The following is a 12,428-nucleotide window of genomic DNA, read 5'->3' as shown; positions in this document are numbered from 1 at the left end:
CTCCGCTGCGCCCTGCACTACACACGTGCCCAGACGGAGTCTCGGCCATGAGCGTACCCCTGAAGCTCGCACTGGTCGGCCACACCAATGTTGGCAAGACCTCCCTGCTACGCACCTTGACCCGTGACGTCAGTTTTGGCGAGGTCTCGCATCGGGCGAGCACAACCCGCCACGTCGAAGGCGCACGGCTGTCCGTGGACGGCGAACCGCTGCTGGAGCTCTACGACACGCCCGGCCTGGAAGACGCCATTGCCCTGCTCGACCATCTCGAACGGATCGAACGCCCCGGTGAGCGCCTCGACGGCCCGGCCCGCACCAAACGATTTCTCGACGGCAGCGAGGCGCGCCAGCGCTTCGAGCAGGAAGCCAAGGTGCTGCGTCAGTTGCTTGCCAGTGATGCCGGTCTTTACGTGATCGATGCGCGCGAACCGGTCCTGGCGAAGTATAAGGATGAGCTGGCGGTGCTGGCCGGATGCGGCAAACCGCTCTTGCCGGTGCTCAACTTCGTCGCGCAGCCTGGGCACCGAGACGAGCAGTGGCGCGAAGCGCTGGCGCGGCTGGGCCTGCATGCGCTGGTGCGTTTCGACAGCGTGGCACCGCCGATCGATGGCGAGCGCCGGCTCTATGAAAGCTTGGCACTGCTGCTGGAACAGTCGCGACCCAAGCTGCAGCGCCTGATCGATGATCACGAAGCCCAGGCCGCAGCGAGGCTGGCCGAAGGCAACCGGTTGATCGCCGAACTGTTGATCGATGTCGTCGCCTGTCGTCGTAGCGTTGCTGCACAGCCCGACCTGGAGCGCGGCGCCATCCGAGCGCTGCACGAGGCCGTGCGGTCCCGCGAACAACGCTGCGTGGACGCCATGCTGCGGCTCTATGGCTTCCGCCCGCAGGATGCTGCCGCGGCCGACCTGCCCCTGCTCGACGGCCGCTGGGGTGATGACCTGTTCAATCCCGAAACGCTTAAGCAGATGGGGGTGAAGATCGGGGGCGGGATGGCAGCTGGTGCAGCCGCTGGTGCAGGGGTCGACCTCATGGTTGGCGGCATCACGATGGGCGCGGCCGCTCTGCTCGGAGCGCTTGCTGGTGGAGGTGCGCAGACCGCCAGGCACTACGGCAACCGCCTGCTGGGCAAGCTCAAGGGCCAGCGTGAACTCACTGTCGACGATGCCGTGCTGCGTCTGCTTGCGCTGCGTCAGCGGCAGTTACTGATAGCCCTAGCCGCCCGTGGGCACGCCGCTATGGAGGCGATCCGGCTCGAGGCGCCGGACGATAAAGCCTGGCGCGGAGGCAAGCTGCCCGAAGCGCTGCATCGTTGCCGTGCCCATCCGCAATGGTCCTCGCTGAATCCTGGGGCACGGCTGGAGCAGGCCGAACGGCAGCAGCAACTCGCTGAGCTGGTCCAGAGTCTGCAGCGCAGCTGAGCCGGAGCGAAAATCGGTGTGCCAGCGCAACGAGCAGCCCTGGCGCGTCCGGTGGGCTGAAGGCCAACCTGGTTGAGCCACGTATGCTCGGTCGCTTCGCGCCGTAACGTCTGCCCGTAGGCGTGCCACCTCTGCTAATGCGCGGTCGCTTCTGGGCGGGCGGTCGGCACCCTGCTCGCGTCTGGCGCCACCGCACGACCGAAACACAACGTACCCATCGTCGCCACCAGGATCAGCAAACCGCCGGACCATTCCGTCAGCGTCAACCTTTCCCCGAGCCAGAACCCGGCGATAAGGGCGCCGAACAGCGGCTCGGACCCCATCAACAGAGAAACCCGTGTGGCGCTGGTGCGACCGAGCGCGAGGTTTTGCACATAGAGCGCGAACAAGGTAGCGAAGCCCACCAGGTAGAGGGCCGCAGCCCAGAATGCCGGACTTTGTGGCAACGCGGGCATGCCGCCGGGCAACGCCAAGCCCAGGATCAGGCAACCTGACGCCACCACACCACTCTGCACGGCCGTCAGCGACAATGCTGGAACCTGCAGATCGGCGGTCAGCCGTCGCGTAAGGCATACCAGCACTGCACGCAGTAGCGCCGCCCCTAGCATCAGCCCGTCGCCCAGATTGAGCGCGATGGCCATCCCTCCCGTCAGCAACCAGACGCCAACCAGCGACAAGGCACAGGCAGCGATAAGGGGAGCGCTCGGACGCTGGCGCAGCATGGCCCACTCCACGAAAGGCGTGAACACCACGCAGAGGCTGATGAGAAATGCGGCGTTGCTGGCCGTCGTGAGCATCACGCCCCAGGTCTCGCACAGAAAAACGCACAGCATCACCAGGCCCAGCGGCAAACCGGGTCGTATTGCCCGCCGACCGTCGCCCCGAAGCTGCGGCATAAGCAGGATGAAGGTCAGACCGAAGCGAATGGCCAGGAACCCCAGCACCGGATAGAACCAGAGGGCCTGCTTGGCAACCGTATAGCTGCTGCCCCAGATGATCGCCACCATCAGCAACATGGCGTCAGCCAGCCAAAGGTTGCGTCGCACCACGCCTTGCCAATTTCTCATGCTGAAGGACCCCGATCCGAATCCCCAGATTGTCCATTGATGTATCGCGGTCGATAATCCATCGATAAGACAAAGGACTTGTTCAGCATGGGAACAAATGAAAAGACCTCGCTGCTAGCCGGCATGGCAGTTTTTGCGCGGGTGGTCGAGGCCGGCAGCTTTTCTGCCGCGGCCCGTCAGCAGGGCACTACCGCTTCTGCGGTCAGCCGCCAGGTGGCGCGCCTGGAGAAAGAGCTGTCGCTAAGACTGATGGAGCGCACCACGCGCCAATTGCGGCTTAACGAAGCGGGTAGCGAGTTCTACCTCCACTGCCGCACGATGCTGGACGCCGCCGACCAGGCACTGGCCATTGGCGAACGGTTGATGAGCAGCCCGCGCGGGCTGGTCCGTCTGAGCGTGCCCAAGGCATACGGAAAGTTTGTAATCGGCCCGCTGATGCCCGGCTTCTTGAGTCGATACGCCGACGTAGACGTGCAGCTCCATATCAGCGACCAGAGTCCGGACCTGATCGAAGACGGCTTCGACCTGCTGGTGAAAGTAACCGATCAACCGCCCGAAGGCCTCGTCGGCAAACCACTCGGGCCGGTGCGTCAGCTATTGTGCGCCAGCCCGGCCTACCTGAACCAACAAGGCACACCGCAGCGTCCGCAGGATCTGCTTCGGCACAGTTGCGTCTATCTGGGTGAGCATAGCGGGGATAACCGCTGGCATTTCAGCGATGGTGAGCGGCAAGAGGTGGTGACGGTGCGTGGTCGCTATATCTGCAACCACAGCGAAGCGAGGCTGGAAGCGGCGTTGGCTAATGTTGGCATCACGGTGCTGCCGCATTTCACTGCAGCGCAGGCGTTGGCGGAAGGGCGATTATGCGAGGTGCTGCCACAATGGCGTTACACCGGTTCGTATCAAGGCGCGGCCTGGCTGTTGTGGCGGCAGAATCAGCACCTGCCACCTAAGCAGCGGGTGCTGATCGATTACCTCAGTGAAGTGCTGGCACAACGCTGAACAGGATCGCCAAGCCTCGTGTCGACGGATCAGTCGCGCTTGGCAACTTCCTCGGCCATACGCGTCAATCCCAAATGGCGGACATCAGTGCCGCGCACCAGGTAGATCACCATCTCGGCGATGTTGCGCGCGTGGTCGCCGATTCGCTCCAGCGAACGCAGCACCCAGATCACGCTCAGTACACGGGATATCGAGCGAGGGTCTTCCATCATGAAGGTGACCAGTTCGCGCAGCGCAGTCTTGTATTCACGGTCGACCGTCTTGTCGTACTGCGCCACCGACAGCGCCAGATCAGCGTCGAAGCGAGCGAAAGCGTCCAGCGCCTCCTGCACCATACGGCGGACCTGATCGCCAATATGGCGGACTTCGACGTAACCCCGCGGCGACTCGCCGTCTTCACACAGCTCGATGGCGCGGCGGGCGATCTTGGTCGCTTCGTCACCGATGCGCTCCAGATCGATCACCGATTTGGAAATGCTGATGAGCAGACGCAGGTCGGAGGCCGCAGGCTGGCGACGCGCGAGAATACGCACGCATTCTTCGTCGATGTCGCGCTCCATGTGGTTGATCTGGTCGTCGACGTCACGCACCTGCTGTGCCAGTCCGGAGTCGGCCTCGATCAGCGCGGTGACTGCATCGTTGACCTGCTTCTCCACCAGGCCGCCCATGGCCAGAAGATGGCTGCGCACCTCTTCCAGCTCGGCGTTGAACTGCTGGGAGATGTGTTGGGTATGGCTGTCTTTAGTGATCATGTCTTTCGCTCCGAGGAGGCTGCCGCTGGGCGGCTCTGGTGCGCAGCGCACCTGGAAAATTGTCGAGATAACGCTGAGGCCCTTGGGAAATCTTCACTGGTGCGGAGGGCGCGCGCTGACAGTACGAGTCGTACGGCAAGCGCGCCCGACAAAGCCAGGAGATTTCCCATGGCATCAACCGTAGCGGCCAGTGATGTAGTCCTCTGTCTGCTTTTTGTCGGGATTGGTGAACAGGGTGTCGGTATCGCCGTACTCGATCAGCTTACCCATGTACATGAAGGCGGTGTAATCGGACACCCGCGCGGCCTGCTGCATGTTGTGGGTCACGATAACGATGGTGTACTTGGCCTTCAGTTCGTAGATCAGCTCTTCGACTTTCAGCGAGGAAATGGGGTCGAGTGCCGAGCTGGGCTCGTCGAGTAGCAGTACTTCCGGCTGCACGGCAATGGTCCGGGCAATCACCAGACGCTGCTGCTGACCACCGGAGAGTCCAAGTGCGGACTCGTGCAGACGGTCCTTCACTTCGTCCCACAATGCCGCGCCCTTGAGCGCCCACTCGACGGTTTCGTCGAGTACGCGCTTCTGCTTGATGCCCTGGATGCGCAGGCCGTAGACCACGTTCTCATAGATGCTCTTGGGGAACGGGTTTGGCTTCTGAAACACCATGCCGACGCGACGGCGCAGGTCGGCAACGTCTTCGCCCTTGCGGTAGATGTTATTGCCGTCGAGGTTGATGGCGCCTTCAATGCGGCAGCCATCGACCAAATCGTTCATGCGGTTGAAGCAGCGCAGCAGCGTCGATTTACCGCAACCGGATGGCCCGATGAAGGCGGTTACGCGCTGACGCGGGATGTTCATGCTGACGTTGAAGAGCGCCTGCTTTTCGCCGTAGTAGAGGCTCAGGTCGGGCACTTCGATGGCCACGGCTTCGCTGGCCAGATTCAGCGCGCGCTTGTCGCGACCCAGCGCCGATATGTCGATGGAATGCGTCTTTGCTTGTGACATGAGATGTCTCCGTATCGCTGGAGGCTAGAAGCTCGGGCTGCGAATCGTGCAGCACGGGCCTCCAGCGTGTCTGTCGGCTGTTAGTGGTCGAGCGCTTTGTACTTTTCGCGCAGATGGTTACGAATCACGACTGCACTGAGGTTGAGAATCGCGATCACCAATACCAGCAGCAGCGCCGTTGCGTAAACCAACGGCCGCGCCGCTTCGACGTTGGGGCTCTGGAAGCCGACGTCATAGATATGGAAGCCCAGGTGCATGATCTTCTGATCGAGGTGCAGGTAAGGATAGTTGCCGTTGAGCGGCAGGCTCGGTGCCAGCTTGACCACCCCTACCAACATCAGAGGGGCGACCTCACCAGCGGCACGCGCGACCGCGAGGATCAGGCCGGTCATCATCGCCGGGCTGGCCATCGGCAGCACCACTTTCCACAAGGTCTCGGACTTGGTCGCACCCAACGCCAGCGAACCCTCCCGGAGAATCCGCGGAATCCGGGCCAGCCCTTCCTCGGTGGCAACGATCACCACGGGCAGCGTCAGAATCGCCAGCGTCAGCGACGCCCACATCAGTCCAGGCGTGCCGAACACCGGCGCCGGTGCCGCTTCGGGATAGAAGATCCGATCCAGCGAGCCTCCCAGCACATAAACGAAGAAACCCAGGCCGAACACGCCGTACACGATCGACGGGACGCCGGCAAGGTTGTTTACGGCGATGCGGATGACGCGGGTCAGAACGCCCTGCTTGGCATACTCTCGCAGGTAGACCGCAGCGATCACGCCGAACGGGGTAACGATCACGGCCATGATGATGGTCATCAGCACGGTACCGAAAATCGCCGGGAAGATCCCTCCTTCGGTATTCGCTTCACGTGGCTCGTCACTGACGAACTCCCAGACCTTGGCGAAGTAGAAACCGAGCTTTTCGAACGTCGACATGGCGTTAGGCTGGTAAGCACGCACGACTTTGCCGAGGCTAATCTCCTTTTCCTGGCCGTCCATGGTGCGCATGGTGATGCTGTCGCGATTGAAGCCTGTGTAAAGCGTGACCAGATCGCTTTCCAAGGCCTTGTATTCGCTGTCCCACTGCGCGCGCTCGGCATCCAGGTCGGCCTGGGCTGCCGCGTCGAGCTTACCTTCGAGTTCAAGCTTGCGGGTCTTCAACCGCAGACGCTCAAGGCCATAGTTGATACGGCCAATATCGACCTGCTCCAGCTTTGCAATCTGCTCGTGCAGCTGATTGATGCGGTCAATCCGCCGCTGCAGCTCATCCCAGGCAGCATCCCCTTCGGCAACCAACTGGCCTGCTTCCTTGACGTTCAGCAGCTCGCCATAAAAGTTGCCCCACTCACGGCGCTCCAGCGCGACCAGATCGACTGGCTTGCGCGGGTTGCTCAGCCACTCGCCGACGACCCAGGAGAAGTCCGCGCCATACACTTCGCGGTTGCCGACTTTGAGCAGCTCACGGGTCATGAACTCGCCGCCCTCGACATCCACTGGCAGGCCACTGGCTGCCAGACGTGCACGAGGTACTTCTTCGGCCTGCACCACCTCGCCAGCCATCACCCGCGGCTCCGCTCCGGGTATCTGATAGTCGGCAACGATCACATCGCTCGGCCAGAAGTGTTCCAGACCGCGCACGGCGATAACCGCCAACAGGCCAAGAGTCATGATCACGGCGATGGACACGGCGCCAGCGTTCATCCAGACCCAGGGGCTGCCGCTCTTGATCCAGGTTTTAAGCGAATCCTTTTTCACGGATCGATACCTTTGTCGAAATCCTGTCGCAGCCGTCACCGGCTGCGTCTCTGCGCGCCCTTGGGCGCACCTTGTATTACAGACTGGCGTACTTGCGTCGCAGGCGCTGGCGGATGAGCTCAGCCAGAGTATTCATCACGAAGGTGAACATCAGCAGCACCATCGCGGCGAGGAACAGCACGCGATAATGGGTACTGCCTACTTCTGATTCAGGCATTTCCACCGCTACGTTGGCTGCGAGGGTGCGCATGCCTTCGAAGATGTTGGCCTCCATGATCGGGGTGTTACCAGTGGCCATTAGCACGATCATGGTTTCGCCCACGGCGCGGCCCATGCCGATCATCAGCGCCGAGAAAATCCCCGGGCTGGCGGTCAGCAGCACCACGCGAGTCAGCGTCTGCCAGGGTGTCGCGCCCAATGCCAGCGAACCCAGGGTGAGGCTTTTCGGCACGCTGAATACGGCATCTTCGGCAATCGAATAAATCGTCGGGATCACTGCGAAGCCCATCGCTATACCAATCACCAGTGCGTTGCGCTGGTCGAAGGGAATGCCCAGGTCATTGGATAGCCACAGACGCATGTCGCCGCCGAAGAACCAGTTCTCCAAATGACCGCTGACCTCCAGCGACCCCCAGCCCACGAACAGGAGTACGGGGATCAGCAGCACGGCTTCCCAACCGTCCGGCACGCTCAGGCGGATTCTTTCGGGCAGCCGACTCCAGAACCAGCCGGCAAGCAGAATGCTGAAAGGCATCAACAGCAGCAGGCTGAAGATTCCCGGCAGGTGGTTCTCCAGATAGGGGGCAAGAAACAGTCCGGCGAAGAAACCGAGAATCACCGTTGGCAGGGCCTCCATGAGCTCGATAACCGGCTTGACCTTTCGACGCAGCGCCGGCGCCATGAAGTAGGCGGTATAAAAAGCCGCGCAGATCGCCAACGGAGCAGCCAGCAACATCGCATAGAACGCCGCCTTGAGGGTACCGAACGCCAGCGGAGACAGGCTCAGCTTGGGCTCGAAATCACCGGTTGCTGACGTGGACTGCCAGACATAATCGGGCTCGGGATAGCTTTCGTACCAGACCTTACCCCACAGGGCATCCCAGGAAATTTCCGGGTGTGGGTTATCGATCACGAAACGTTGCAACTGATCACCGGACTCCACCAATAGCCGCGTAGCCCGCGGTGACATCGCAGCAACTGCAGCGCCGTCAGCGATCTTCTCAGTCAGTAGTTCGCGATGAGCCGTGCTGTGGTAGATACCCAGGGTGCCGTCGTTATCGAGGGCGAGGAAGCCCTTGCGACGCTCTTCGGGAAGAATCTGGGTGATCGGTTGCCCTGCCAACTGAAAGTTGCGCACATTCTTCAGTTCGGACTGACCATCGCTGTCGCGCACCATGAACCATTGACCGATGCCGCCAGTCGAATCGCCCACCATCAGCGAAATGCCGCCAAGCAGCGGAGCCACGGTGGTGATTTCCCCTTTGCCTGGGAGCAACTTGTAGCGACCATTGAGTTGTTTGCGGCGCAGATCGAAGACATCGACACTGGCACGACCGCTAATAGCGAACATCCACATGTGCCGCGGATCGATTCGCAGCGCCTTGATCGGCTCGGAGAGTTGCGGCAGCTCCATCCGTTCCTGGTCCAGAGTCGTTTCGCCGGTCAGCATGTTCTCGGTAGCGGAAATCTGCAGCGCGTGCAAAACGCCCTCAGTGGAGCCAGCAACCATCAGCGTCTTGCCGTTCAAGCTGACCGCCGCCTGGGCAATGGGACGGCCCTGCGGGTCGAGCTGCAGCGGCTCCTGGCCGAACGGGTAATCCAGCTGCGGGGTGATGGTTTTTTTACCGTTCGGGTAGCTGACCTTGTAGTTGTGCTCGACTACAAGCGCCTGACCGTTATCCAAGCCGAGCACGATCCGGCGGTTGCCAGGAACGTCCTGACCAATCGAGACGATGCGGCTACCGGTCGGCAGTGGCAGCTCAAGGGTTTTCAGGGATTCGCCGGTGCGCACACTGAAGAAACGCACCACGCCATCGGCACCTAAGCGCATGGCGACTTGGTTCTGTTCTTCAATCGCCAGTAGCAACGGTTCGCCGGCATCGGCCAACCAAGCCGGCTGTTGTGCGTCGCGAGCTTCAAGCTCTGCACCCTGAAACATGGGCGCAACGACCTGGGCAAGATAGAAAAAGATCAGGCAGATCGCACCAAGCACTGCGAGGCCACCTATGGAGACATACCAACGCGCCAGGTTGTCTTTGAGCGCGCGGATACGGCGCTTGCGTTGCAGGGCTGGGGTGTTGAAATCCAACCGTTGCACATCGGAGTTCGCGGTCATGGTCTCAATATCGTTCATGCGAAGGTTCCTGGCCGCTCAGGCCGCTAGAACTGCTGCGCCATAGGCGCGAGTCGTTTCCACTGGCTACTGGAGGCCGGTCGGGCGCCTAATCTAATCAAGCTGTGTGACAGAAACATTACAGCGAGGTGACACGACGACGCCCGCCAGCGCGAGACGCGTGGCGGGCGTTGTACTCGGACCTGCGACGGTTGTCGCAGGCCCAGCCTCAGGACTTAGTCGTTCTGCAGACCCAGGTCGCTCAGGGTCTTGTCGACTACTTTCTTCGGCAGCGGGATGTAGCCATCCTTGACTACAACTTCCTGGCCTTGCTTGGACAGGACTAGCTTCAGGAACTCGGCATCGATCGGGCTCAGCGGCTTGTTCGGCGCTTTGTTCACGTAGATGTAGAAGAAACGAGCCAGCGGGAACTTGCCAGCCAGGGCGTTTTCTTCGTTAGCTTCGAAGGCTTCGCCACCCTTGGACAGAGGTACAGCGCGGACGCTGGAAGTCTTGTAACCGATGCCCGAGTAGCCGATCGAGTTCAGGGTGCTGGAGATGGACTGCACTACCGAAGCGGAGCCTGGCTGCTCGTTTACGTTAGGCTTGAAGTCACCCTTACACAGTGCTTCTTCCTTGAAGTAACCGTAAGTACCAGAAACCGAGTTACGACCGAACAGCTGAATCGGCTTGTTAGCCCACTCGCCAGTCAGACCAACATCGCCCCAGGTCTTGATGTCCTTGTCGCCGCCGCACAGGCGAGTGCTGGAGAAAATGGCGTCGACCTGTTCGATGTCCAGGCTCTTGATCGGGTTGTCCTTGTGGACGAACACGGCCAGGGCGTCGATAGCGACCGGTACTGCAGTCGGCTTGTAGCCGTACTTCTCTTCGAAGGCCTGAATTTCGTTGTCCTTCATCGGACGGCTCATCGGGCCGAGGTTGGCGGTGCCTTCGGTCAGCGCTGGCGGTGCAGTGGAGGAGCCGGCGGCCTGAATCTGGATATTGACGTTCGGGTAGGCGCGCTTGAAGTCTTCAGCCCACAGGGTCATCAGGTTGGCCAGGGAGTCGGAACCGACGCTGGACAGATTGCCGGATACGCCGGATGTCTTCTCATAGGTCGGCAGTGCTGGGTCAACCGCAGCAACTGCACTGGCAGTAGCGACACCAGCGGCAACGAATGTCAGGGCCGCCATCAAACGATTCAGTTTCATTCCATGCTCCTAGCAAGGGTGTTCAGTGTTTGGAACGGGGGCCATTGTCTGCAGGCCGTGTGAACACTCTATGAAGCCAATGTGACAATCCTGTTACGGCATTGAACTTTAGCCATGCTGGTCGCTGACAATACGTTCAGCCGCTATACTCGCCCCCGCCCGCACCGCTGCGGGCTTTTCGCGCCAAAACAACAAACGCGCCGCGAGCCCAACCGATGAAAGAATACGAACAGGAAGATCCCATACCGCAAGGCGACCTGGCCCTGCAGCTGACCGCACTGCCGCGTGAAACGAATGGTTTCGGTGATATCTATGGTGGCTGGCTGGTGTCGCAGATGGATCTGGCCGGCACCGCCATGGCCAGCCGTGTCGCCGCGGGCCGTGTCGCCACGGTGTCCATCGACCGCATGGCGTTCATGGTCCCAGTAGCCGTGGGCGCACAGCTGTCGTTCTACACCCAGACGCTGGACGTCGGCCGTAGCTCGATTCGCATGCTGGTCGAAGTATGGAGCGACGACCCGTTGTCCAGTGAATGGCGCAAGGTCACCGAAGCAGTGTTTGTCTTTGTCGCCATCGATGGTAGCGGCCGCACCCGTCCGCTTACGCCGCGCCGCTAAGCGGCGGCCGCTGGCTAGCGCGCTATGTAGCGATTCTTTCCGGTCTGCTTGGCTTGGTATAACGCCGCGTCTGCGGCCTGATACAACTGTTCGGCAGTCTGGCCTGGCAGCATTATCGCGATGCCGATACTGGTTGTGGCGAACGCCCCCTGAGCGGATGCGGGATGAGGTATGGCGCGGTCGGCAAGGTCAGATAGCAGTTGCGTAGCAATGGCTTGTGCCGAACTCGCATCGCAGTCGAGCAGCAGCAAGGCAAACTCTTCCCCTCCAACCCGTGCCGCCAAATCCATCGGCCTGCGCGAAAAGCGCCGTAGCAATTCGCCGAACTCCCGGATCAGCGCATCGCCGGCGGGGTGGCCTAGGTTGTCGTTGTACGCTTTGAAGTCATCCAGATCGAGCAGAAGCAGCGCCAATGGCTGCCTGTCCCGGCGTGCCTGAAGCAGTGTCCGCCTCAAAGCCGTATCGAAGCTGCGGCGATTGGCCAAGCCAGTGAGCGAGTCATGCTCCGCGACCCAGCCCAGTAGCTGACGCACCAGAAACTGTTCACGCTGGGAGTATTCGTGGATGTATCTGCTGATCGCCCCGATTGCCAGAAGCAGCAGGTAATAGCTCACCGATATCCAGTGCACCTGCATTTCGCTGGATGAAAGTAAGAGCGAGGCCATGAGGACATCGAACAGTACTATCGAGACCCCGCTAAGCAGGGCGCGCCAGAACGTGATGCCTAGAAAAAAGAACGAGCAGACGATCAGCAGCCCCGCGCCGTAACGGAACGCAAGTTCGGGCTGCGAAATCTCATAATGGATGTCGATACGCGACGCAACGATGCCGACCAGCACCAGCAGCAACGGGAACAGCCGGTTGGCCACCAGTCGGACTCGCCGGTGAAAAATCGTCATGATCAGTATCGCAACGCCTGGGGCCGTCTCCACCAGACGTAACACCGTAAGCACACGTAGCCACTGTGGGTCGGAATGGGCGTACAGCTGGCGTTCGGCATAGTGATAGCCGGCAATTGCAAACAATAGAAGACAGGCACCTACGACCTGCGCGAAGCGTGCCTGACGCCCCAGATGGCGTCGAAACTCACGCTCCAGGTCCGGTGCGAACAGCAAGCCGCGAAAGCCTGCCAGCAACTGTCGGCCATGCGGCGTATCGCGAAAATCTTCGGCTGATTGCAGTTCTAGGCGTTGCATGGGCGGTGCTCGTGTACAGGCGCGCCCAATGATATCACTTGGACATCATACGGATTTTATTCCCGATGAACGCG

10 protein-coding genes are annotated in these 12,428 nt (G+C 60.9%); 3 read left to right on the top strand and 7 right to left on the bottom strand.

The genetic code is table 11. The features are described 5' to 3' along the window. Positions 1-47: 47 nt before the first annotated feature. On the top strand, positions 48-1,421 hold the full coding sequence (locus JQR87_RS01445; RefSeq protein ID WP_407293332.1) for a GTPase/DUF3482 domain-containing protein: 1,374 nt from the start codon (positions 48-50) through the stop codon (positions 1,419-1,421). A 134-nt stretch (positions 1,422-1,555) separates the two neighbouring features. Here JQR87_RS01445 and JQR87_RS01440 read toward each other — a convergent pair whose 3' ends face one another. Continuing rightward, positions 1,556-2,488, bottom strand: coding sequence for a DMT family transporter (locus JQR87_RS01440; protein ID WP_407293334.1), 933 nt, complete (start codon positions 2,486-2,488; stop codon positions 1,556-1,558). Positions 2,489-2,575: 87 nt separating this feature from the next. Between JQR87_RS01440 and JQR87_RS01435 the strand changes: the two genes are divergently transcribed. Then, complete coding sequence (locus JQR87_RS01435; protein WP_407293337.1) at positions 2,576-3,490, top strand: LysR family transcriptional regulator; 915 nt, start codon at positions 2,576-2,578, stop codon at positions 3,488-3,490. A gap of 29 nt (positions 3,491-3,519) precedes the next feature. Here the strand turns inward: JQR87_RS01435 and phoU are convergent, their stop codons facing one another. From phoU to JQR87_RS01410, 5 genes are all read right to left on the bottom strand, one after another. Then, a complete protein-coding gene (phoU, locus tag JQR87_RS01430; protein WP_407293340.1) occupies positions 3,520-4,242 on the bottom strand; it encodes a phosphate signaling complex protein PhoU in 723 nt (240 codons plus the stop codon). Positions 4,243-4,416: 174 nt separating this feature from the next. Beyond that, positions 4,417-5,247 (bottom strand): phosphate ABC transporter ATP-binding protein PstB, encoded by an 831-nt coding sequence (pstB, locus tag JQR87_RS01425; RefSeq protein WP_407293342.1) that lies wholly within the window; start codon positions 5,245-5,247, stop codon positions 4,417-4,419. Positions 5,248-5,327: 80 nt separating this feature from the next. Further along, the gene (pstA, locus tag JQR87_RS01420) at positions 5,328-6,998 is read right to left on the bottom strand and encodes a phosphate ABC transporter permease PstA (RefSeq protein ID WP_407293345.1); all 1,671 of its coding nucleotides are present in this window, start codon (positions 6,996-6,998) and stop codon (positions 5,328-5,330) included. Positions 6,999-7,074: 76 nt separating this feature from the next. Further along, complete coding sequence (locus JQR87_RS01415) at positions 7,075-9,351, bottom strand: ABC transporter permease subunit (RefSeq protein ID WP_407293347.1); 2,277 nt, start codon at positions 9,349-9,351, stop codon at positions 7,075-7,077. Positions 9,352-9,566: 215 nt separating this feature from the next. Then, complete coding sequence (locus JQR87_RS01410) at positions 9,567-10,541, bottom strand: PstS family phosphate ABC transporter substrate-binding protein (protein ID WP_407293349.1); 975 nt, start codon at positions 10,539-10,541, stop codon at positions 9,567-9,569. A 215-nt stretch (positions 10,542-10,756) separates the two neighbouring features. Here JQR87_RS01410 and JQR87_RS01405 point away from each other — a divergent pair, with 215 nt between their 5' ends. Further along, positions 10,757-11,158 carry an acyl-CoA thioesterase gene (locus JQR87_RS01405; protein WP_407293351.1) on the top strand — a complete coding sequence of 134 codons (402 nt, stop codon included), beginning with the start codon at positions 10,757-10,759 and terminating at the stop codon, positions 11,156-11,158. Positions 11,159-11,172: 14 nt separating this feature from the next. Here JQR87_RS01405 and JQR87_RS01400 read toward each other — a convergent pair whose 3' ends face one another. After that, positions 11,173-12,354 (bottom strand): GGDEF domain-containing protein, encoded by a 1,182-nt coding sequence (locus JQR87_RS01400; RefSeq protein WP_407293353.1) that lies wholly within the window; start codon positions 12,352-12,354, stop codon positions 11,173-11,175. Between the last annotated feature and the right edge of the window lie 74 nt (positions 12,355-12,428).

It is taken from the genome of Stutzerimonas stutzeri (genome assembly GCF_051028275.1).
GTDB classification, from domain to species: domain Bacteria; phylum Pseudomonadota; class Gammaproteobacteria; order Pseudomonadales; family Pseudomonadaceae; genus Stutzerimonas; species Stutzerimonas stutzeri_AS.
Note: the sequence above shows the minus strand (reverse complement) of the source record. Positions and strands in the feature narration are given on the sequence as shown.